Below are 22,315 nucleotides of genomic sequence, written 5' to 3'. Positions count from 1 at the left end.
TCAGGGTATCGGGGGATCGGGCGCTTTCTCGCCCAGCACCTCCGCGGCGAGGTCGGCGACCCGGCGGCGGCTGTCCCTGGCCCGTTTCCTGAGCCCGGTGAACGCCTGCGCCGCAGTCAGGTCGTGCTTGCCCATGAGGTAGCCGATGGCCCGCTCGATGACGACGCGGTAGTCCAGGGCGTACTGCAGCTGGTCGGCCAGTACGCTCTTCTCCTGCGCGGCGATCGCCGCGGTGAGCAGCTGCTCGATCACGTCGGCGTAGGCGTGCAGCGCCTGGATGTCGGACTCGTCCCAGTCGTAGGGCACCGACTGGTAGACGTTCAGCGTCCCGACGGGGCCGCCGCCGAACCTGACCGGTACTCCGGCCACCGCCCGCACGTCGGGGTGGAGCAGCGTGGCCAGGGCGGTCCACCGCTGGTCGCCCTGGACGTCGACGGTCGTCACGGCGGAGTCGGTGGTGTAGGCGGAGACGCAGGGGCCTTCGCCCAGCCGTTCCTGCGCCGCTTCGAGGCTGCGCCCTTCGGCGTTGGTGGCCACCAGGTAGCGCAGGGTGCCGTTCTCCTCGGCGAACATCAGGCCGGCCCCGGCGTAGCCGAACAGCGTGTCCACGACCTGGACGGTGCGTTCGAGCTGGTGGACTATCCCGGTCTCCGGGGACGACGTCTGTAGTCGCCTCAGGCTGGCGACCAGCGCGTCCGGGTCGATATGCGTCATATATATCCTGCGTCCTTGGCTCAGTTACCAGACTTAACGAATGCCCAGAAACGGGCATCGCAGTCTCCGCGGACACAGGGCGGAATGATCTGCAGGCAAAGGCTAGTGGTATCCCTCCCCGGGCACCAGTCCGGCCTCGTAGGCGATGATCGCGGCCTGCACCCGGTTGCGGACATCGAGGCGGCCGAAGATCGTACTGACGTACGCCTTCACCGTCCCCTCCACGATGAACAGCCGTTTCGCGATCTCCGCGTTGCTCAGCCCCGCGCCCAGCAACGTCAGCACCTCGCGCTCGCGGTCGGTCAGGCCCGCGATCCGGTCGCGGGCCACCGCTCCCCTGCCCAGCCTGCCGCCCGCGAGCTGGGTGATGACCCGCTGGGCCACCTTCGGCGACAGGTAGGCGGCGCCGTCCGCCACGGCCCTGATCCCGGCCAGCAGCTCGCGCGGGTCGCCCGACTTGAGCAGGAAGCCGCTGGCGCCCACGTCGAGCGCCTTGGCGATGTAGTCGTCCTCGCCGAACGTGGTGAGCATGATGACCGCCGTGTCCGGCGCGACCCTGCGCATCTCGGCCGCGGCGGCCAGCCCGTCGAGCTTCGGCATCCGGATGTCGACCAGGGCGACGTCGGGCCGGTGCCCGATGGCGAGATCGACCGCCGCACGGCCGTCTCCGGCCTCGGCCACCACCTCCAGCTCCGGGTCGGCGCCGAGGATCGCGCGCACCCCCGCGCGGATCATGGCTTCGTCGTCAGCGAGGAGGATTCGGATCACGGCTCTATATTGCCTGCATGGCACAGGTGAAGGTGTACGGGCGTCGCGACGTGTGGGCGGGACGCCAGCGCGAGATCTCCGATCTGCTGCACGAGTGCGTGCGCAAGGCGTGGAAGCTGCCCGAGGGCAAGCGCTTCCACCGCTTCCTGCTGCTCGACGCCGACGACCTCGTCTGCCCGCAGCGCGGGCCCGGGTACCTGATCATCGAGGTGGTCTGCTTCACCGGGCGCAGCGACGACGCCAAGCGCGACCTGATCCGCGCGGTGTACGGCCTGCTGCCCGAGGCGCTCGGGCTCGGCGCCGGGGACATCGAGATCACGATCATCGAGATGCCCCAGGTGAACTGGGGGATCAGGGGCGTCCCCGCGGACGAGCTGACCCTGTCGTACAAGGTCGAGGTCTGAGCTAGTCGCCCAGCCCGAACTCCGCGCGGACCTCTTTGTAGATCTTCTCGGACCTGGGCAGATAGGCGGCGTAGAAGTTCTTGCCGCACTCCAGGTCCTCCAGGGCCACCTTGATCTCCCGGTCCAGGTGGCGTCGCGCGTCCTCGGCCGAGAGGCGGCCCGGGCTGTACCACATCTCGCTGTCGGGATCGTAGGGCGGGATCTCGTCGTCCTGCTCGCGCGCGAGGTCGTGCAACTGCCTTCTGAACAGCGTGTAGCCCCACTCGCTCATGGCCCTCGGACTGTTGGCGGTCACCTGGTGTCCCTTGGCAGCCAGGCAGTCGCCCATGGCGGCGGCCAGCTTGGCCAGCTCCGGGTCGCCGTTGAGTTCTCGCTCGATGCGCCGTGCTCCGGCTTTGGAAGCCTGGCTGGACCAATCCTCGTTCGATTTCACAACCTTGCCGGTGACTTGCTTGATCGCCTGGGCCTCGCAGCTTTCCAGCGCCTTGTCATAGGTCTTCGCCTGGGAATTCGACAGCTCCGCCCTGAGGGCGTAATTGGGGTTGTCGGGCGTCTCGTCCGCCGCGGCCCGCATTTTCTCACGGTGGACCAGGAGGTAGAACACCCCGTAGCCGCGCTTCGTACGGTCCGCTTTCATGGCTGCGTAGTCACCGAGCCAGATTTTCTCGTCGATGCCCATATCAGTCCCGACCATCACGAAGGAAACGTATTTGAACCCTTTCCCCTTCATGCAGTCTGCTTTGGCGGCCTCGATGAGCTGCTTGTTGTCCCGTCCAGGGCTGGGCAAGGCCGGCTCCCGCGCCCCCGTCCCGGTCCCGCACCCGGACAGCACGACAAGGGCGGCCAGAGCCGCCAAGGATCTTCTGAGCATGCCGGAGATCATACTACGCGGGTCGAAGTATGATGATGAGGTCGACCGAAAAACAAAAAAGCCCCGCACAGAATATGTGCGAGGCGTTTTCACAGCTTAAATAGGGTGGTCAGGGGCGGGGTCGAACCGCCGACCTACCGCTTTTCAGGCGGTCGCTCGTACCAACTGAGCTACCTGACCTCGGCGACTTGCGCCGTAGCGGTCCTGACGGGACTTGAACCCGCGACCTCCACCTTGACAGGGTGGCGAGCACTCCAAACTGCTCTACAGGACCTTGCGCTTCGGCCTTTCGGCTTTTGCGACTTGCTTAGCTTACCAGTTCTTCGGAGGTCTTCGACCTACCGTTTCCCTGACTTGCTGTGCCCCCAACGGGATTCGAACCCGTGCCGCCGCCTTGAAAGGGCGGTGTCCTAGGCCGCTAGACGATGGGGGCTCAGGATTTTCATCCTGTTCCTGACGTCTTCCGTCGGAGACCTCTGAAGCATAGGGGACGATTGCCCCTCGTGCCAAAGCGGCGGACCGGCGTTAGGCGTCGACGTGCCTGAAGTCGTCCCCGTTGGAGACGGGGCGACCGTTGGCTCTGGAGAAATCATACGGCCAGGGGCCGGTTCGACGTGACGCTGGATGTGGATGGACTGCTCGCCCAGCCCGCCGAGGGTGATGTCGTCCCAGGCCTGCAGGCGGCGGGTCTGCTTGTCGAAGTAGAGCACGGAGGCCTGTACGGGCGTCGGCTCGTCGTGTTCGAGGGCGCGCAGGCCCGCGCCGCCGGTGGAGCCCTGGACGAGGATCCGGGTGCCGGTGGGCAGGAGATGGGTGGAGCGTTCGTGCGAGTGGCCGGCCAGGACCATCGAGGTGGTGCCGGAGAAGCCCCTGGCGACGGTGGGGTCGTGGACGGCGACGAGGTCGGCGCGGGCCAGCCGCAGCGAGTGGGCGCGGCCGTACGCCTTGAGGCTTTCGGGGTCGGATTCGGCGATCACGGACTTGTCGGGGGTGAAGCGGGGGTCGCCCAGGCCGTAGATGCTCAGGCCGGCCACCGTCGCGGTCCGGTCGTCGAGGACGACGGCGTTCTTCTGCCTGGCCACGGCCTTCTGCGTGGTCATGGAGTCGTGGTTGCCGCGCACGAACACGTACGGCACGCCGAGCCGCCCGATCTCCTCCACGAACTTGTTCTCCGCCTTGGTCCCGTGGTCGGAGATGTCCCCCGTGTCCACCACCACGTCGATCTTGAACTGCTCCTTCAGAGAGCGGATGACGTTCCAGGCGATCGGGTTGATGTGGATGTCGGAGACGTGCAGCACCCGGATGGACGACGGGTCGGCGTCGTAGACGGGCAGGTCCGAGACCGTGTCGTACAGCTTGGAGACGTTCGTGACCAGCTTGGTGAGCTGGGAGCGGTAGGACTCGAATCTGGTGACGATCGACTCGGCGCTGCCGACCAGGGAGGGCGCGACGGCGATCACGCCCGAGTAGCGGGGCTCCACCAAGGAGCCAGGCTTGAACGTGACGGCCGCGACGACTCCGGTGCCCGCCAGGGCCACGGCGGCGGCCAGCAGGCCGTACAGGGCCGTCTTGGGCCTGCGGAAGACCACGAACGAGACGATCAGTGCGCCCGCGGACGCGCACAGCAGCGAGCGGATGACGAGGGCCTGGACGCCGTCGCGCAGATCCCGTTCGATGATGCCGGGCAGGCGGTCGGACAGGCGCGGGTCCTCGATGAGGCTCTTCGCCTCTTCCTGGTCGATGTTCTCCAGCGTGATGCGCAGCAGCAGGGGCGCATCGTGGCTGCGGAACCTGAGCGTGCCGAAGGGGTGCGCGTCGACGACGGTCTCCCCGGTCCACGCGGGGCGCAGGGACATGCCGGTCTCGACGGGGCCGACGTCGGCCCGGACGGTGCCGCTCAGGATGATGCCCAGCCATGCGCCCACGGCGGCCACCAGCAGCACCCCCGCGGCCTTGGCCGGACGGGATCGGACGACTGCTCTGATGCGTTCGGCGAGCTTCATACGCTCTCCTGCTTACCCGAAGCGTGACACTGAATGCGTCCGGCTAGCCCCAGCCGAGTTCGTGCAGGCGTTCTTCGGGGATCCCGAAGTGGTGGCCGATCTCGTGGACCACGGTGATCGCCACCTCGTCGACGACGTCCTCGCGGGTCTCGCAGAGGCGCAGGGTCGGCCCCATGTAGATCATGATCCGGTCAGGCAGCACGCCGGAGTACCAGCCGCCGCGCTCGGTGAGGGCGACCCCCTCGTAGATGCCGAGCAGGTCAGGCTCGGAGGCGGGCGGTTCGTCCTCCACGAACACGGCCACGTTGTCCATGTGGGCGGCCAGCTCGGGCGGGATCAGATCGAGGGCCTCGCTGACCAGGCCCTCGAACTCCGTACGCGTCATCTCCACACCCCCATTCTGCTCACTCGAACGGGTGCGTCTCCGGGTGCGCGTCCCACCAGCGCCGGAAGGCCGGGTTGTCGTCCACGTGGTCGCGGAAGGCGGCGGCGAGTCCCCGGTAGACCGCCTGGGCGTTCTCGACGCTCACGTGGTCGCGCCGCCAGGCCACGACCAGGCGGGCGGCCTGCGGTTCGCCCCGCAGCGGGCGGGCGACCGTACCCTCGGGCGGGCTCCAGGTGGGGTCGACCAGGCGGACCCCGTGCCCGGCCGCGACCAGGGAGCGCCCGGCCCCGCTCGGCGCCTCGTAGCGGATGTCGGGCTCGTATCCGGCGGCCCGGCAGGCGGCCCGGAGCGCGGCCAGGGAGCCGTCGTCGGCGCCCGGCGGGCTGATCCACGACTCGTCCCGCAGATCGGCCAGGTCGATCTCCGCGCGCTCGGCCAGCCGGTGGCCCGCCGACAGCGCGACGAAGATCGGGTAGCGCGGGATCAGCGTGCGGCTGACGACCGGCGCGATCAGGGTCACGTCGAACCCCTCGATCATGCCCACCAGCGCCACATCGAGGTGGCCCTGGGCGAGGGCGTCGGCGAGCAGGACCGCGGACGGCTCGATGCGCAGGGAGATCTGGTGGCCGGGCAGCGCCTCCCCCACCCGCTCGACGACGCTGCCGACGCAGGCCAGGTGCACGCAGCCGAGGCGGACGACGTGGGCGGTGCCGGAGGGCCCGTGCAGGTCGCCGAAGAGCGCGTCGATCTCGCTGAGCACGATCCTCGCCCGCGCGATGACCTGGCGCCCGAGGGGCGTCGGGCGTACGCCCGCGTGGCTGCGCACGAACAGCGCGCCTCCGGCGATCTCCTCGACGCGGTGCAGCTGGTTCGTGAGGGCGGGCTGGGACAGGCCCAGCCTCGCGGCCGCCCGGGTGACGCTGCCTGTCTCCGCTATCGCGCAGATCATACGGAGATGCCGGAGATCGAGCTCCATAAGCAAGGATTATGTGACATGTGATGGAGTTTGGCCCGCCTATACCTGCCAAGCTTCCGATTTCTCGCTCATAGCCAAGGCTTATGTGCCGGTCTATGACGGCAACGCCCTTTTGGTCATCAGACTACGGAGCGCAGTCACCCCCCGACCGGAGGTTGCCGTGAGATTACGCGTCCTCACCGCCTTAGCCGTCGCCACCCTCGTCCTCCAGCCGCTGTCGGCCGCTCCGGCCAGTGCCGAGCCGCCGCCCGAGAAGGTCCTGTCCGCCGAGGAGCCGCCGCACGTCGGCAAGTCGCGGCTGGCCGTACAGGATCGTCCACCCCTGTCCGCGTCCGACGACGCGCTGCGGCGCGACTACGACGAGCCCGCGCGGTCGCCCGACCGGCCCCGGCCGTCGGCGGCGAAGGCGAAAGCCGCCGCCTGCAGTGCCGCCGACTTCACCAGCAGGTCGGGTAGCGCGCTCGTCCAGCAGATCAGGTCGTCGACCACGGACTGCGTGAACACGCTGTTCAGCCTGACCGGCGGCGACGCCTACTACGCCTTCCGCGAGTCACAGATGGCCAGCGTCGCCTACGCGCTGCGCGACGACGGGGTGAACTACCCCGGCGACAACAGCGCCTCCACCGCCCAGCTCGTGCTCTACCTGCGGGCCGGCTACTACGTCCAGTGGTACAACCCGTCGACCGTAGGGACCTACGGGGCGACGCTGCGCACGGCCATCCAGTCCGGCCTCGACTCCTTCTTCGGCAACTCGCGCGCCTGGACGGTCAGCGACGCCAACGGCGAGGTGCTCGCCGAGGCGGTCACGCTGATCGACAGCGCCGAGCAGAACGACCGCTACCTGTACGTCGTCAAGCGCCTGCTCACCGGCTACGACAGCTCCTACGACGCGCACTGGTGGATGCTGAACGCGGTCAACAACGTCTACACCGTGCTCTTCCGCGGCCACCAGGTCCCCGCGTTCGTCACCGCCGTCCAGGCCGACCGGAGCGTGCTGACCACGCTCGACGCCTTCGCCTCCCAGCACGTGTCCCTGCTCGGCGGCGAGCGGGGCTACCTCACCTCGAACGCGGGCCGCGAGCTCGGGCGCTTCCTGCAGCACTCCGCGCTCCAGAGCACCGTCAGGCCGCTGGCCAGGAACCTGCTGAACCGCAGCGCCCTCGGCTCGGCGACCGCGCCGCTCTGGGTGGGCGTGGCCGAGATGACCGACTACTACGACAAGGCCAACTGCTCCTACTACGACACCTGCGACCTGCAGAACCGCCTGGCCGCCAGCGCGCTGCCGATCACCCACACGTGCAGCGCGAGCATCAAAATCCGCGCCCAGCAGATGACCTCCGCCCAGCTCGCCGACACCTGCGCGAGCCTCGCCGGGCAGGACGCCTTCTTCCACAACCTGGCCCGCGACGGCGGCCCGGTGACCGGCGACCGCAACACCACGCTGGAGGTGTGCGTCTTCGACTCCAGCACCGACTACCAGACCTACGCCGGGGCGATGTTCGGCATCGACACCAACAACGGCGGCATGTACCTGGAAGGCAACCCGGCCGCCACGGGCAACCAGCCGCGCTTCATCGCCTACGAGGCCGAATGGGTACGGCCGGCGTTCCAGATCTGGAACCTCAACCACGAGTACACCCACTACCTCGACGGCCGCTTCAACATGCACGGCGACTTCAACGCCAACGTCTCCACCCCCACCATCTGGTGGATCGAGGGCTTCGCCGAGTACGTCTCCTACTCCTACCGCCAGGTCGCCTACGACGCCGCCGTCACCGAGGCGGCCAAGCGCACCTACGCGCTCAGCACACTGTGGAACACCACCTACTCCCACGACACCACCCGCGTCTACCGCTGGGGATACCTGGCCGTCCGGTACATGTTCGAGCGGCACCCGAGCGAGCTCGCCACCGTGCTCGGCTACTACCGGACCGGCGCCTGGAGCTCCGCGCGCAGCTACCTGACCAGCTCGATCGGCAGCCGCTACGACAGCGACTGGTGGACCTGGCTGGCGGCGTGCGCCTCCGGGAGCTGCTCGGGCGGAGGCCAGAACCAGGCCCCGCAGGCCGGCTACACCCACACCGCCGGCGGGCTCACCGTCGCCTTCACCGACACCTCCACCGACCCCGACGGCACGATCGCCGCACGCCGCTGGGAGTTCGGCGACGGCGCCACCGCCACCTCGGCCAACCCGTCGCACACCTACGCCGCCGCCGGGACGTACTCGGTGAAACTCACTGTCACCGACAACTCCGGCGCCACCGGGACGACCACCCGGCAGATCACCGTCTCCCCCGGCGGGTCCTCGACCCCCGAGTGCACCGGAGCCGACACCAGGCAGCTCGACCGGAACTGCCAGCGGAGCAACCTGTCCGCGACCCAGGGCAACTACGCCTACCTGTACCTCTACCTGCCCGCCGGCACCGGCAGGCTGACCCTCACCGCCAGTGGGGGGACCGGCAACGCCGACCTGTACTACAGCGCCGGCTCCTGGGCCACCACCTCGTCGTACACCCAGCGGTCCACCGGCCAGGGCAACGCCGAGACGCTGGTCGTCGACAACCCGCCCGCCGGATACGTCTACGTCAGCCTGCACGCGGCCGCCGCCTTCGACGGCGCCAGTGTGAAGGCCGAATACTGACCGGCCCATGAACACCGCTTGCCGGGACCAGACCCCCTCCGGTCCCGGCAAGCGGTATCCGCCGGAAAGTCATAGACGCCGATTACAGTTTGCAGCCGCTTGGCTGCTTCGGGTTGCGCATGAGCCCGCCGACGGGCACCTTAGGTCACATACCGAACACTCTCAGTCAGGTTCAGCGGAGTCCTATGGGGGCAAGGCTTCAGGGGAGGCACAGGCGTGCCGCCGAACGACAAGTGACCTATGGCGAGGTCATCGCCAACAAGGAGTTCCGCGCGCTCTGGTGCGGGCAAGGGTTCTCCCTGATCGGCGACCAGCTCGCGCAGGTCGCCCTCGCCGTGCTCGTCTACAGCCGCACCCAGTCGGCGCTCGCCACCGCCGCCGTCTACGCCCTGACCTACCTGCCGACCATCGTCGGCGGGCCGCTGCTCGCGGGCTTGGCCGACCGGTTCGCCAGACGCCGGGTGATGATCGTCTGCGATCTGCTGCGCGCGCTGCTGGTCGCCCTGATGGCCGTGCCCGGCATGCCGTTCACCGTGCTGTGCGTGCTGGTCTTCTTCGTCGTCCTGCTCAGCGCGCCGTTCTCGGCGGCCCGCGCGGCCCTGCTGCCGGAGATCCTCGAAGGCGACCGCTACGTCGCCGGCACGGCGCTGCAGAACATGACGAACCAGGCCATCCAGATGCTCGGGTTCGCCGCTGGCGGCGCGATGATCGCGACCATGGGCCCCTACCGCGCGCTGGCGCTCGACGCGGCCACGTTCCTGGCCTCCGCCCTGATCCTGGTCTCCGGGGTACGGCAACACGACGCGTCCACCCACTCCGACGGGTCCAAGCCGTCCATGTGGGCGATGACCAAGGCCGGAGCCGTTCTCGTCTTCGGCGACCGGAAGCTGCGGACGCTGGTGATGTTCTCCTGGCTGTGCTGCTTCTATGTGCTGCCCGAGGGGCTCGCCGCGCCGTACGCCGCCGAGCTCGCCGACGGCACCATCCCCGTCGAGGTCATCACCGGCCTGCTGATGGCCGCCATGCCGACCGGCACCGTCCTCGGCGCGTTCGTGTTCGGCAGGTTCGTCTCCGCCTCGGGGCGGCTGCGGATGATGGGCTGGATGGCCATGCTGAGCTGCGCGCCGCTCATCGTGTGCGTACTGCGGCCACCGCTGGCCGTGGTGCTGACCCTGTGGGTCCTGTCCGGCATCGGCGGCGCCTACCAGCTCGCGGCCAACGCCGCGTTCGTGCAGTGCATCCCCGCCGAACGCCGCGGGCAGGCCTTCGGCCTCGTCTACTCCGGGCTGATGGCGGCCCAGGGCATCGGCATCCTGGTCGGCGGATTCGCCGCCGAGAAACTCGGTCCCGAACCGGTGGTCGCGCTGTCCGGCATCACCGGGGTGACGGCGGCAGCCGTACTGGCCATGGTCTGGACCGAGTCTCGGGGGGAGATCGTCGCCAAGGTGCGCGCCCAGGCCACCGCCTGATCACGCCTGCGGCTTGGTGTGCTCGTCCTGCCGCTCGGGCGCCTTCCAGGCGGACGGCGGCTGCGAGTAGTCGGGAGCCGGCGTGGCGTCCTGCCACGTCGACTTCTGCTGCTGCTTGCTGATCAGGTCCTGGACGATCGAGGAGTTCTTCCCCTCGTCCGGCATGAGCAGCCAGCCGATCGCGTATATGCCGATGCCCGCGCCGCCGAACAGGGTGGCGACGGCCAGCCCGATCCTGACGATGTTGGCGTCCACCCCGAGGTACTCACCGACACCCGAGCACACCCCGGCGACGATCCGGCCGTTCCTGGTCCGGCGCAACTGCTTGAAGTTCGATTCGCTCATGCCTCAAGACTGCCCCGGGGAGCCGCGTTCGCACATCGGGATTCCCCCTGGTAGAACCCTGGTAGCCCCTTATGCGAGGAGAGGACCCGGTCATGGACGACCTACTGCGTCTCGAAGATCGGCTGAACGGCGACCAGCGGCTCATCCGCGACACCGTGCGCTCCTTCGTCACCGACCGCGTCCTGCCGGACATCGGCGACTGGTTCGAGAACGCCACCTTCCCCGCCCGCGACCTCGCCCCCGAACTGGGCGCCATGGGCCTGCTCGGCATGCACCTCACCGGGTACGGCTGCGCCGGCACCGACGCCACCTCCTACGGCGTCGCCTGCCGCGAACTCGAAGCCGGCGACTCCGGCCTGCGCTCCTTCGTCTCCGTCCAGGGCTCCCTCGCCATGTACCCCATCTGGAAGTACGGCTCCGCCGAGCAGAAGGACGAATGGCTGCCCCGGATGGCCGCCGGACAGGCCATCGGCTGCTTCGGCCTGACCGAGCCCGACCACGGCTCCGACCCCGCCGGAATGCGCACCCACGCCAAAAAGGACGGCGGCGACTGGGTGCTGAACGGCGCCAAGATGTGGATCACCAACGGGTCGATCGCGGACGTGGCCGTGGTGTGGGCGCAGACCGACGAAGGCATCCGCGGCTTCGTGGTGCCCACCTCCACGCCCGGCTTCACCGCCCCTGAGATCCACAAGAAGCTGTCCCTCAGGGCTTCCGTCACCTCCTCCCTGTACTTCGACGACGTACGGCTGCCCGGCTCGGCCGTACTGCCCGGGGTGACCGGCCTGCGCGGCCCGCTGTCCTGCCTGTCCGAGGCGCGCTACGGCATCCTGTGGGGCGTCGTCGGCGCCGCCCGCGCCTGCCTGGAATCCGCCGTCGACTACGCCAAGACCCGCGTACAGTTCGACCGCCCCATCGGCGGCTTCCAACTCACCCAGGAAAAACTCGCCTGGATGTACGTCGCCCAGGCCCAGTCCCAGCTCACCGCCCTGCACCTGGGCACCCTCAAGGACGCCTCCGCGCTGACACCCCGGCAGATCAGCTTCGGTAAACTCGCCAACGTACGCGCCGCCTTGGACATCGCCCGCCAAGCCCGTAGCATCCTTGGCGGCAACGGAATCACCCTGGAGTACCCGGTCATCAGACACATGAACAACCTGGAATCTGTGCTGACGTACGAAGGCACCCAGGAGATCCATACGCTGGTACTGGGAGAGGCACTGACGGGGATCGCCGCGTATCGGTAGGGTGCTGTGCGTCACCGCGACGGGACGCCGTCACGCAGGTGGCTGTACTCTCTGTACCCTGCATGATGCAAGGGGCGTTAGCTCAATTGGCAGAGCTGCGGACTTTTAATCCGTAGGTTCCGGGTTCGAGCCCCGGGCGCCCTACCACTCCATACCCTATCTGACCTGCGATTTCTCGGTTCTCGCGGCCTTCTGGTAAGGCAGAGATGGGCCGTTGGTTGCTCGCTGGTTGCTCTTCGGCACGGTTCCGGCACATGGCCGGACGTTCCGGGCTCCACTTCACCCCTATTTGTCAGGCCAGACCCGCAAGAAGGCCAGGAAAGCACCCAGCCGGAAGACCTGGCAGGAACCCCGATCTAGGTTGCACCTGCAAACGCGTCAAGACCTGATCACACCTGCCGTCCACATGCGGTCACTCCACGGCGATGTCGTTCCGAGTCCCCTCGTGGAGCGGTTTCAGGCATATGCTGTGGCCTTTGCCTTCGGTTGAAGGAACCTCGGCGGAGCCCGTCGGCAAAGCTCGACCCCGAACGAGGTCGAGGAAACATCACGGTGGACCGTTTGGGCGGGCATCCCGGACCGGGTTGTGTCGCTCGTCAGCCCAAGCGTTGATCAAGCCGTCTGCCGAGCAGGCCTCCTTGGAGTTGTTTCAACTTGAATCCGCAGGTGGGGGCCTTGTGTGAGTTGAGTTGGGACTGCTCGGGCTGGTCGGGGCCGGAGATCATGGCCGGTGATCGTCTGTCATCGGGTGATCTCATGGGCGGTCAGGACCAGCAGGGCGCGTAGCAGGGTGGTGGCCCGGGCGGGGTCCAGGCGGAGTCTGGTGAGGATCCGCCAGTTCTTCAGGTCGGCGAAGGCGTGCTCGACCGGGGCGCGTTCGGCGGCGATCAGTTGGTTGACCTGCTTTTGCGCGGTGGTCAGGGGGCGGCCGCGGGTGGCCTTGCGGCCGGTGATCACGACCGGGTCGCCGGGGGTGTCGTCCAGGCCGACGAAGCCGCGGTCGGCGAGCGCGCCCAGGCCCGCCTCGCGGAGTTTGCGCACTAGTGGCCTTCGGAGAGGATCGGACCGGATTTTGGCGGCAGGAAAGCGATCTTGATCACGATTCGATCGCGCGCGTTCGCCTATAGTTCTTGACTCGGGGGTGTATATGGCGGTACGGGTGGTTGTGCTGGGGCCGGTGCGGGGCTGGCGTGACGGTGCGGAGATGCGGCTCGGGCAGCCGAAGCAGCGGGAGCTGCTGGCGGTGCTGGTGCTGGCCGGTGAGCGTACGGTGTCGATCGAGGGAATCATCGACTCCCTGTGGGACGACGAGCCCCCGGCTTCGGCGGTCTCGATCGTGCGTACCTACGTGTCGCGGCTGCGCAAGGCGATAGGCCATGAGCACCTGGTGTCGCGGGGACGCGGGTACGCGCTCGCCGGCGTCGGCACGGATCTGGCCGACTTCGAGAGGCTGACCCGCCAGGGCGCCTACCGCGAGGCGTTGGAGTTATGGACGGGTGAGCCTGCCGGCCTGCGCGGACCTCACCTGCGCCGCTTGGAAGAGGCCAGGCTCCTGGCCATCGAATCGGCCTGTGCCCAGGAGCTGGACAGCGGGCAGGCGCCCGGTCAGGTCCTGGCAGAGCTGGCCGAGCTGTCGGCGCGGTATCCGCTGAGCGAGCGGTTGCGGGCCTTGCTGATGCGAGCCCTGGCCGCCGGCGGACGCCGCCCTGAGGCGCTGGCGGTCTTCGCCGACCTACGGCAGACGCTCGCCGACGAGCTGGGCATCGATCCCAGCCCCGAGGTGGCCGAGCTGTTTCAGCACCTGCTGAGCGTCGACGGTGCTCCCGCGCCCGCCCTGATGCAGGTCCCGGCTCAGTTGCCGCCCGACCCGGCCGACTTCACCGGCCGCGCCGAGTTGGTCGCCGGCCTGGTGGCGGCGTTGGCGGCCCGAGCTGGTCAGGCGCCCATGGTCACGGTCATGACCGGCATCGGCGGCGTCGGCAAGACCACGCTGGCCGTGCGGGCGGCGCATGCCGTACGGGAACACTTCCCGAACGGACAGCTCTTCGCCGACCTGCAGGGCGCCGGAGCCGCGCCGGCCGATCCGGCGGTTGTGCTGGCCGCCTTCCTGCGAGCGCTGGGCGTCGCCGACGAGCGCCTGCCCGAAACCCTGGAGGAGCGTGCGGCGCTGTTCCGCTCCACGGTGGCCGATCGGCGCGTGCTGGTGGTTCTCGACAACGCGCGCGATCGCGCACAGGTGTTGCCGCTGCTGCCGGGCTCGTCCTCCTGCCGGGTGCTGGTGACCAGCAGGGCACGCCCCTACCTCCTGCCGGGCGCCGGCCTCGTCGAGGTGGACGTGCCGCCCGCCGCCGAGGCCCTGGCGCTGCTGGAGCGGATCGTCGGCACCCCGCGGGTGGCCGCGGAGACGGCGGACGCCGAGCATCTGGTCGAGCTGTGCGGACGCCTGCCACTAGCGGTGCGGGTGGCCGGCGCCCGGCTCGCCACCCGCCGCGGCTGGCCGATCCGTGTGATGGTCGACAAGCTGGCCGACGAGAGCAAGCGGCTGGCCGTCCTGCGGACCGCTGACGTGGCGGTGAGTGCTGCCTTCGAGCTGTCGTATCGCCAGCTCGATCCTTCCCAGGCCCGAGCCTTCAGGCTGCTCGCTCTGTCGCAGGGGCCGGACCTCCCGCTGGCGGCCGCTGCCGCGATGGTGGACCTGAGCGAGGTCGAGACCGAGGATCTGGTGGAGTCGCTGGTGGATCTCAGCCTGCTGGAATCCCCCGCCCCCGGCCGGTACCGCTACCACGACCTGCTGCGCGCCTACGCACGCTCGCTGGCCGAGCCCGACCGGCCGGCGCTCGCCCGGCTGCTGGAGCACTACCTCGCCACGGCACGCAACGCCTTCACCACCCTCAATCCAGGCGATCCCTCGGCCGTCTCAGTGACGGCTGAGGGAGGGCTCACCTTCGACACGATCGAGGCGGCCACCGCGTGGGTCGCCCGTGAGCGGGAATGCCTCATCCGGGTACAAGCGGTGGATCTCTCGAGCGAGCTGCAGATCCTCGACCTGATCCTGCTGTTCGCCTATGAATCCAACAGCCTGGTCCCCAGGTTCCAAGACCTTGCCGCCCGCGCCGCCGCGGCGGGCGAGGTCTTCGTCGAGGGGCGCGCCCGCGCCTCCCTCGCCCATGTCCTGCGAGACGCCGGCCGCCTGGACGATGCGATCGCCGAGTGCGCCGCGGCCCTGGAGATCACCCTGCGCGCGGGCGACATGAACCACCATTGGGTGGCCATGTCGACCATGGGCGTGCTCCAGGCCGATCGTCACGACCGCCAGGACGTGGCGCTCGACGGTTATCGGCAGGCCGCGGCAGGCTTTCACGAGCTCGGCGAGCGCTATCAGGAGGCGGCCATGCTCTATGGCGTCGGCCAGCGGCTGGCCTCCCTGGAACGCTACGACGAGGCGATCGAGACCCTCCATGACGCCGAGACCGTCATGCGGGCCCACCTGGGCGACGACGTCCGCGACCCGTACGCCGTGGTCGCGATGGCCAAGGTGTTCACTCGCGCCGGACGCCACCATGAGGCGCTCCCCCTGTTGCAGGAGGCGCTGGCGTTGTTCCGGCAGCGGCGCAATCCCACGTGGGAGCAGTCCACACTGATCTACCTGGTCCGTGTGCTGCTCGCGCTGGATCGCGCCGCCGAGGCTCTGCCCCACGCCGAGGCGGCCGTCGTGCTGGCCGAGGAACGCCGCTGCGGCGGCTGGGCCGACGGCGCGGCCTGGAGCGAACTGGGCGAGGTGCTGCACGCCCTGCGCCAGCACAGCCGGGCGCGCTCGTGCTGGGAACGGGCACTGGAGCTGTACGAACCCTTCCCCGCCAAGGCCGCAGAAGTCAGAGCGCTGCTGGAAAGGCCCGTCCCGAGGTGGCCCAGCACCTCGCCTACGCCATCATCGGCTGCGCCTGCGTAGAACGGCCGACGACAGATCAGGCTTTAACCGCATCGAGCAGCAGGCGCACGTCGGCGGCCTCCGGCAGCGAGAGCCGATCGAAGATCTCCAGAGCCTCGCGCAGACAGGCCCGCGACCGTCCCGGCTGGCCCAACTCGCTCAGCGCCCGACCGAGCGCGGTCAACGCCATACCTTGCCCCCACTCGTCACCCGCCTCTGCGAGGATTGCGAGCGCGTCCTCGGCGTAGTCGAGCGCGCGCTGGGACGCGCTCGCGGCCAGGTGCGTCTCGGCTATCCGGAAAAGCACCGCACCCTCCCACGTCCGCTGCTTGAGCCTGCGGTATTCCGCCAGTGCGATCTCGAGCTTGACCAGAGCCTCACCCGGGTAGCCGGCTTCACGCAGCACGATTCCCAGCTGGTAGGCCGCGCTTGGGTCCGGCCGGCCGTCGCCGAGACCGAGGGAGATCTGCTCGGCCTCCTGCGCCGCGGCGATCGCCTCGCTCACCCGGCCGAGGTCAATCAACGCCCGTGCCAGATTCCCCAGTCCGAGCGCCAGGTCGGCCTTGTCGTCCAGTGAGCGCCACACTTCGACGGCTTGGAAGTACCAGTCGACTGCCTCGGTCATCTGCCGCCTGCTCATCGCGCTCAAAGCGAGGAGGTTCAGCGACTCGGCATAGGTGTCCAGGTCGCCCTGTTGCAGACTGAGATCCCGGCTTGCCAGGCCGTCCTCGGTGGCGGCGTCCAGACGGCTCCTGCTCACCCGGGTTAGCCCGCGCAAGCAGCGGGCCTGCGCTTCCAAGGCCCTTTCCGCAGACTCGACGGCTGCTGACACGACCAGGTCGCCGAGCTGTTCGTACCGTGCGGGGTCTGACTCGTACCCGAGTGCGTCCGCCGCCATGTCCAGCAGCTGTACGACCTGATGCACGGGAGTGCCCGTGGTCCGGGCGGCCTGCTCGATGCACCCGAGCAAGCTCTGCTCCTCCTGGTCCGCCCACTCGACCGCAGCTGTCGCGTCGGCGAAGTACAGCCCAGCCAGGCGGGTTCGCACCTTGGCGGGCCGACGGTCGCCGGGATACAACAGCCGAAACGCCGAGGCGATGGACGCCAGGTAGAAGTCGAGCAACCGGCCGAGCGCCGACCGCCGTACCCCATGATCCTCGGACCGGGAACGGGCGTAGATCTTGAGCAGGTCATGGAAGCGGTAGCGCCCGGGTGACGGCGACTCGAGCATGCTCACGTCGACCAGATCCTCGCATACTGCCTCAGCTTCATTTTCAGGAAGGTCGAGCAGCGCGGCGGCCGCATGCAACGAGACGCCGGCAGCATCTGGTACGGCGAGCAGCCGAAAGGCCCGCGAGTGCGCGGCGTCGAGCTGCTCATAGCCCAGCGAGAAGGTGGCCTCGATGGCCAGGTCGCCTGCCCGCAGCTCGGCCAGTCGGCGGCGTTCGTCTGACAGCCGGTCACGCATGGTGGCGACGCTCCAGTTTGGCCTGGCCGCCAGCCTGGCGGCTGCGATCCTGATCGCCAGGGGGAGGAAGCCGCAGGCCGCGACGAGGTCCAAGGCGGCGCCGCGCTCGAGGGCCACGCGATGCTCGCCCACGATCCTGGTGAGCAGCTCCAGCGCTTCGACGGGGCCGAGCACCTCAAGGTCCACTTGGCGGGCGCCGGTGAGCCCGGTCAGCCTGGCTCGACTGGTGACGAGCACGCCGCAGCGTGGCGAGCCTGGCAAAAGCGGTCGTACCTGGCCGACGTCGGACGCGTTGTCGAGAACCACGAGTATGCGACGATCGGCGAGAATGGAACGGTAGAGCGCGGCTCGTTCCGCCAGCTCCTCCGGTAGGTCATCCAGCCCAAGCGCCCGTAGGAACGAGCCGAGGACCGTGGTGGGCTCTACCGGCTTGGCGCCGGCACCACGCAGGTCAACGAAGAGTTGTCCGTCTGGGTAATCGCCGGTCAGCTGGTGTGCGACGTGAACGGCCAGGGTCGTCTTGCCGACTCCGCCTACGCCGGCGACGGCCGAGACCACCAGGGCCGAGGTCTCGCCGGCGCGCAGCGCGGCCGCGATGCCCTCGACTTCCTTCTCCCTGCCGGTGAAGTCGGCAACATCGGCGGGCAGTTGTCTGGGCGTGTGCTTCGGCACCGCCGTGTGCGCCGCAGGCCGTACCGTCCGGCCGAGTGCTGGGTCGGCGCTGATGATCTGCTGGTAGAGCTCGGTCAGCTCCCGAGATGGATCCACCCCGAGCTCGTCGGCGAGCAGTTCGCGCGTGTCGATGTAGACGCCGATGGCCTCCGCTTGGCGGCCCGACCGGTAGAGCGCCAGCATCAGCAGCGCCCGTAGTCGCTCCCTGGTCGGGTGGCTCGCGCACAGCGCGGTGAGCTCGGAGATGACCTCCGCGTGGCGGCCATTCCCAAGGTCCTGGTCGAGGCGGCGTTCGAGTACGGTCAGCTGCCGCTCGGCCAGCCTGACACGCTGGGCCTGCGCGTAGAAGCCCTCAAGCCCGGCGAGCGGCTCGCCCTGCCAGAGTGCGAGTGCCTCGGCGTATCGCATCTCACTGTGGAGTCGCTCCACCTCCGAGACGTCACGCAGGCCGCCGTGCAGTGCGTAGCCGTCTCCGATGGACAACACGACACCATCGCCGAGCACCCGGCGTAGTCTTGAGATGTAGGTGCGCAGAGTGCTGAGTGCGGTGCGCGGCTGTTCTTTGCCCCAGACGGCGTCCACGAGTTGGGGATTGCCGACCGCACGGCCTCCGGCCAGCAGGAGCACGGCCAGGACCAGGCGCTGTTGCGGCGAGCCCAGATCCAGCTCCTGACCGCCGCGCCAGGCACACACTGGGCCGAGCAGGGAAAATCTCAGGTCCTCCGCCATGCCGTCCTCTCCTTTGGTCAGTCCTCGGAGAGGACGATCACTCTGTCGCCCGGCTGGAACGCCAGCGGGGCTGATTTGTCGGGGTTGAGGGTGACTCCGTGCTGAGGCGCCTGGCTGACGGAGGTGGTCAGGCGGTAGCCGATCGCGGTTTGGCCGCGGCGCCTGGCCGCCTCGATCACGGTGGCGAACGTGGCGGTGGCGCCGGGGACGATGTAGTCGCTCGCCGGCTTGAGGTAGATCTCCGAGCCCTCGTGGGAGAAGAGCTGGTCGAATACCTGGCCCAGGTGCCGGTTTTCCGCCAGCTGGGTGAGCAGCAGGCTGACCAGCTTGCCGCCGACCACGAAGTCGTCGGCCTCGGCGATCTCGGCGAGCTTCCGGTTGCGCTCGTCGTTCATCTCGCTGACGATCGCCACGCCGGTCCGCATGTCTCTCAGGTGCAGCAGGGTCACCAGGGTCCTGGCATCGGCCTTCTGAGCATCGTAGGCACCATCGGAGAGCACGATCGCATGGTCGTAGCCGCCGATGCCGAGCGACTCCAGCGCGGTGCGGCTGGTGACGTCGACTTCCTTGGCGGAGATGAGCACGCCTGGTGGAAGTGGCAGGTCAGCGACGACGGGCCCGGCGAGATGGATCTCGGAACCGGTCAGCAGGTAGGGCGCCAGGTCGCGCAGAATCCTGGACCGTCGGTGATTCGAGCCCATGATCAAGGTCTTGGTCGGCTCCCGCTGCGGGGCACTGGGGCGAGCGATCGCCTCCTGTCGCACCACGGCTGGTGCCGTTGCCAGCCGGATGGCGGAGTCGTCGGGGGCGATGAGGATGAGCTGATCGCTCTGCCGGATCACGCTCTCGCTTGGCGGGTTGAGCACCACGGAACCGTCGTCGCGGCGCACGCCGATCGGCGCTGCGCTGTCGTAGGCGAACAGCGCCTCGCCGTACATCCGGCCGACGAGGGCGGGCTCGGCCTGTATGTAGATCTCCTCGCCGTCGAAGTCCAGCAGGTCGCTGTAGACAGCGGACAGTCCAGGTTGACGGCATGACTGCGCGACCAGGCGGGCGCCGACGTCCTGCGAGTCGACGATCTCGACGTGCGACCCGCCCGCCAGACGGGCAGCGGGTAGATTGTCGCTTTCGGTCACGGCGGCCACGATCGGCGGCCGCCTGCCGGTCCAGGGGCGGTTGCCCAGCGCGAGCAGGGTCTTGATCAGCTCAGCGTCATCGGTAGGCAGTACCAGGATCGAGTGAGCCGTGTCCGGGCTCACCAGATCCAAGGCCGTCGGCTCCGCGGGATCGCCGCTGCGCGCCACAATGCGGGTACGCCCTACATCACCGAGCCGGTCGCGCAGTTCTTCCTCCATCTCGACCTTGTCCCGGTCTGCCAGGATGGCCACGACCGGGCGCTTCTCGCTCTCCTTGGCCTTGGCCAGCTCGGAGACGATCGCGAAGACTTCCTCCGACCAGCCGAGCACGACGCTGTGCCCGCTCTCGACCACGCGGGACCGGCCTTTGCGCAGGTTCTCCAGCTTCGAGTCCAGGCCTGCGGTGAGTACGCCGACCAGGGAGCTGACGATGAAGATCCCGCCGATGGTGACGAAGAGCATCATGAAGACGAAGAACGGGCTACCCTCGTCGCTGCCCATGGTGCCCGGATCGAGGGTGCGGAGCAGGCTCATCCAGGCGACATTCCACCAGGACCCATTCTCGCCTGCGATGGGGGCGGCGATCGCGGTGACAAAGCCGACGAGCACCGCTGATGCCACCGCCAGCCAACCGATCAGGGCGGGCGTTCCCTTTGACATCGTGTTGTCGAACCAGTAGCGCAGCCGCTCGCGGGACACGGCTACTGCTCCCCGGTCCCGGAATCCTGCGCCTCCAGCGCGTAGCCGCAGGCTTTGACCTCGCCGGTCTCGGGATCAGAGAAGTCCGGATCGAACTCGATCTTGCCTAGTGTGGTGCCCTCGATGGAGCGACGGAAGGTTTCCTGCTTGCCGCAGTCGTAGAGCACGTAGGCGCCCTCCTTCTCGCCCAGGAGCAGGAACCTCTCGTCCGGGTTGTCCTTGTTCAGCGGCTTGCCGTCGCCGTCGCCTACGGTGGCCCACTGATTCTGGAAGCCGACAGTCTGCAGCAGGGCGTTGCCATTGCCGTTGGTGGCTATGTCGGCGGCGCCGTGGACCATCTGGGCGACCAGTATCAGTCCCAGCCCGATGCCGAACAACGCACCGATGAGCACCTTCATGCCTGCCCGGCCTGTGTTGCGCCTCCGCATCAGGCGAAATGGCACCAATAGTCCGAAGACCGCGACAAGTGCGACGGCGACCAGGAGAGTGCCGCCGGACAGTTCCCACAGCGTGCCGAAGTAGACCCAGTAGGCGACGACCGAGATGAGAGCGCCTGCCGTGGCCGCGATCCACGGTTGCTCGCGGAGCCTGTGCATCAGCTGGCCGGCCGATCCGCGGGTGGCCAGGTTGAGTAGCCAGCCCAGCGCGACGAGCAGCCCCACTCCAGGCAAGGCCACCAGGAAGAGCTCGATCAGCGTGCCGATGAGCCGACCGAAGATCGTCGCTTGGTCCAGACCGGCCTGCTCGGGGGTGATGCCGAAAACCCCGTAGACCTGGGCCAACCCCAGATACAGCATGGCGTACATGCCCACGGCGACCGGCACGGCGACCGACCCGATCTTCTCGAAGACCTCAAGCACGCTGCTCTTGGCTGTTTCCCGCTCCGGTTCGGGGGCTGCCGGAGGTTCTGAGAGCGGAGGAACCAGGGCCTGTTCTGGTGGAAAAGGCTGATAAGTCATGACAGCAGAGAATGGGTCGTGTGCGTCTACGCCTGGTTGACGGGAGATGAACGTCGCCGTCTACCGGGCGTCCACGCGGGTGGAATATGAGATCGGACCTCTCGGGAAGACCTGATGCGAGCGGCCTCCACTTCGCCGTACTCGGACCTGTTCGGGCTTGGCGCGATTCCCACCACACGAGGCGGCCGCTGGCGGGGCAGAGAGCCGAGCTCAAGACGGTGCTGATCGCTGAAGGGTTCACGCCGAGGACCGCGCAGGATCACGCGTACGTGATGGCGCACCTGAGCCGCTGGCTGGAATCGGAAGGGCTGGCAGCCGCCGGACTGACCACGCGGCAGGTCGAGCGGTTCGCCCAGGTGCGACGGGCGGAGGCCGGCGGCGGTGGAAGACCATCCGGTCGCTGCGGCGGCTGGTCGGCTTCCTGCGCGAGCAGGGAGTGGTCCCGCCGGAAGAGCACCAGGAGCTCGACGCGGTCGAGCGGGAACTCGAAGGTTTCCGGCTCTACATGCTGCGCGAGCGGCGGCTGGCTGAGCGGACGGCTCGTCATCGGCTTCATCGGTGCGGAGTCGCGGCGGTATGCGCGGCCAAGCGGTCGTATCGGTCACCCGGACCGCCCCGGCGCGCGCCGGGATCGCCACGGTTGGCGGGCACCGGCTACGGCACCGCGCTGCCTCCCGGGTGCTGGCGGGTGGCGGGAACCTGGCCGAGGCCGGGCAACTGCTGCGTCACCATGGCGAGGAGACCACCGCGATCTACGCCAAAGTCGACCAGGCCGCGCTCGCGACAGTGGTGCGGCCCTGGCCCGTGGTTGAGCGATGAGCACCCTGCGCGAGGCCGCCGAGCAGTACCTGCAGATGCGGCGCAACCTGGGCTACAAGATGCACCCCGATGGCGACTGCTC

18 protein-coding genes and 4 tRNA genes are annotated in these 22,315 nt (G+C 68.6%); 7 read left to right on the top strand and 15 right to left on the bottom strand.

What is annotated here, in order from left to right; all coding sequences use genetic code 11:
* Complete coding sequence (locus ABZ911_RS16200; protein WP_358055790.1) at positions 1 to 714, bottom strand: GAF and ANTAR domain-containing protein; 714 nt, start codon at positions 712 to 714, stop codon at positions 1 to 3.
* A gap of 102 nt (positions 715 to 816) precedes the next feature.
* Entirely contained in the window at positions 817 to 1,482 is a 666-nt protein-coding gene (locus ABZ911_RS16195) for a response regulator transcription factor (protein ID WP_358055788.1), read from the bottom strand.
* 17 nt (positions 1,483 to 1,499) lie between these two features.
* On the opposite strand from ABZ911_RS16195, the gene ABZ911_RS16190 reads away from it, so the two are divergent.
* Positions 1,500 to 1,886: a tautomerase family protein gene (locus tag ABZ911_RS16190; protein WP_358055786.1), complete on the top strand. Its 387-nt coding sequence runs from the start codon at positions 1,500 to 1,502 to the stop codon at positions 1,884 to 1,886.
* A gap of 1 nt (position 1,887) precedes the next feature.
* Here ABZ911_RS16190 and ABZ911_RS16185 read toward each other — a convergent pair whose 3' ends face one another.
* The 7 genes from ABZ911_RS16185 to ABZ911_RS16155 all read right to left on the bottom strand — a co-directional run bounded on the left by ABZ911_RS16185 (position 1,888) and on the right by ABZ911_RS16155 (position 6,121).
* Positions 1,888 to 2,757, bottom strand: coding sequence for a hypothetical protein (locus ABZ911_RS16185; protein WP_358055784.1), 870 nt, complete (start codon positions 2,755 to 2,757; stop codon positions 1,888 to 1,890).
* 106 nt (positions 2,758 to 2,863) lie between these two features.
* Positions 2,864 to 2,937: transfer RNA gene (locus tag ABZ911_RS16180), tRNA-Phe, on the bottom strand.
* 19 nt (positions 2,938 to 2,956) lie between these two features.
* Positions 2,957 to 3,031 (bottom strand) — tRNA-Asp (locus ABZ911_RS16175).
* An 86-nt stretch (positions 3,032 to 3,117) separates the two neighbouring features.
* A tRNA-Glu gene (locus ABZ911_RS16170) sits at positions 3,118 to 3,190 on the bottom strand.
* A complete protein-coding gene (locus ABZ911_RS16165) occupies positions 3,168 to 4,760 on the bottom strand; it encodes a metallophosphoesterase (protein ID WP_358055782.1) in 1,593 nt (530 codons plus the stop codon). The genes ABZ911_RS16170 and ABZ911_RS16165 overlap by 23 nt, the downstream gene beginning before the upstream one ends.
* A 43-nt stretch (positions 4,761 to 4,803) precedes the next feature.
* On the bottom strand, positions 4,804 to 5,145 hold the full coding sequence (locus ABZ911_RS16160; RefSeq protein ID WP_358055780.1) for a metallopeptidase family protein: 342 nt from the start codon (positions 5,143 to 5,145) through the stop codon (positions 4,804 to 4,806).
* Between the two features lie 19 nt (positions 5,146 to 5,164).
* Positions 5,165 to 6,121, bottom strand: a complete 957-nt coding sequence (locus ABZ911_RS16155; protein WP_358055778.1) for a LysR family transcriptional regulator — start codon at positions 6,119 to 6,121, stop codon at positions 5,165 to 5,167.
* Between the two features lie 160 nt (positions 6,122 to 6,281).
* On the opposite strand from ABZ911_RS16155, the gene ABZ911_RS16150 reads away from it, so the two are divergent.
* Together ABZ911_RS16150 and ABZ911_RS16145 are read left to right on the top strand one after the other, a co-directional pair.
* Positions 6,282 to 8,762, top strand: a complete 2,481-nt coding sequence (locus ABZ911_RS16150; protein ID WP_358055776.1) for a collagenase — start codon at positions 6,282 to 6,284, stop codon at positions 8,760 to 8,762.
* A gap of 233 nt (positions 8,763 to 8,995) precedes the next feature.
* A complete protein-coding gene (locus ABZ911_RS16145; RefSeq protein WP_358055774.1) occupies positions 8,996 to 10,231 on the top strand; it encodes an MFS transporter in 1,236 nt (411 codons plus the stop codon).
* Here the strand turns inward: ABZ911_RS16145 and ABZ911_RS16140 are convergent, their stop codons facing one another.
* Positions 10,232 to 10,576, bottom strand: a complete 345-nt coding sequence (locus ABZ911_RS16140) for a PspC domain-containing protein (protein WP_358055772.1) — start codon at positions 10,574 to 10,576, stop codon at positions 10,232 to 10,234.
* A 92-nt stretch (positions 10,577 to 10,668) separates the two neighbouring features.
* Between ABZ911_RS16140 and ABZ911_RS16135 the strand changes: the two genes are divergently transcribed.
* On the top strand, positions 10,669 to 11,823 hold the full coding sequence (locus ABZ911_RS16135; RefSeq protein ID WP_358055770.1) for an acyl-CoA dehydrogenase family protein: 1,155 nt from the start codon (positions 10,669 to 10,671) through the stop codon (positions 11,821 to 11,823).
* A 71-nt stretch (positions 11,824 to 11,894) separates the two neighbouring features.
* Positions 11,895 to 11,970, top strand: a tRNA-Lys gene (locus ABZ911_RS16130).
* 594 nt (positions 11,971 to 12,564) lie between these two features.
* Here the strand turns inward: ABZ911_RS16130 and ABZ911_RS16125 are convergent.
* Complete coding sequence (locus ABZ911_RS16125) at positions 12,565 to 12,864, bottom strand: transposase family protein (RefSeq protein WP_358055768.1); 300 nt, start codon at positions 12,862 to 12,864, stop codon at positions 12,565 to 12,567.
* Between the two features lie 136 nt (positions 12,865 to 13,000).
* Here ABZ911_RS16125 and ABZ911_RS16120 point away from each other — a divergent pair, with 136 nt between their 5' ends.
* Positions 13,001 to 15,772 (top strand): BTAD domain-containing putative transcriptional regulator, encoded by a 2,772-nt coding sequence (locus ABZ911_RS16120; protein ID WP_358055766.1) that lies wholly within the window; start codon positions 13,001 to 13,003, stop codon positions 15,770 to 15,772.
* Between the two features lie 16 nt (positions 15,773 to 15,788).
* On the opposite strand, the gene ABZ911_RS16115 is transcribed toward ABZ911_RS16120, so the two are convergent.
* The 4 genes from ABZ911_RS16115 to ABZ911_RS16100 all read right to left on the bottom strand — a co-directional run bounded on the left by ABZ911_RS16115 (position 15,789) and on the right by ABZ911_RS16100 (position 21,970).
* A complete protein-coding gene (locus ABZ911_RS16115; protein ID WP_358055764.1) occupies positions 15,789 to 18,620 on the bottom strand; it encodes a BTAD domain-containing putative transcriptional regulator in 2,832 nt (943 codons plus the stop codon).
* A 17-nt stretch (positions 18,621 to 18,637) separates the two neighbouring features.
* The gene (locus tag ABZ911_RS16110; protein WP_358055762.1) at positions 18,638 to 20,455 is read right to left on the bottom strand and encodes a potassium transporter TrkA; all 1,818 of its coding nucleotides are present in this window, start codon (positions 20,453 to 20,455) and stop codon (positions 18,638 to 18,640) included.
* 2 nt (positions 20,456 to 20,457) lie between these two features.
* A complete protein-coding gene (locus tag ABZ911_RS16105) occupies positions 20,458 to 21,414 on the bottom strand; it encodes a hypothetical protein (RefSeq protein WP_358055760.1) in 957 nt (318 codons plus the stop codon).
* A gap of 259 nt (positions 21,415 to 21,673) precedes the next feature.
* Positions 21,674 to 21,970, bottom strand: coding sequence for a hypothetical protein (locus tag ABZ911_RS16100; RefSeq protein WP_358055758.1), 297 nt, complete (start codon positions 21,968 to 21,970; stop codon positions 21,674 to 21,676).
* 2 nt (positions 21,971 to 21,972) lie between these two features.
* Between ABZ911_RS16100 and ABZ911_RS16095 the strand changes: the two genes are divergently transcribed.
* On the top strand, positions 21,973 to 22,233 hold the full coding sequence (locus ABZ911_RS16095) for a tyrosine-type recombinase/integrase (protein ID WP_358055756.1): 261 nt from the start codon (positions 21,973 to 21,975) through the stop codon (positions 22,231 to 22,233).
* Positions 22,234 to 22,315: the final 82 nt, after the last annotated feature.

The sequence above is a fragment of the Nonomuraea sp. NPDC046570 genome (genome assembly GCF_040645915.1).
Lineage (GTDB): Bacteria > Actinomycetota > Actinomycetes > Streptosporangiales > Streptosporangiaceae > Nonomuraea.
This window is presented reverse-complemented; position numbering and strand designations above follow the sequence as displayed.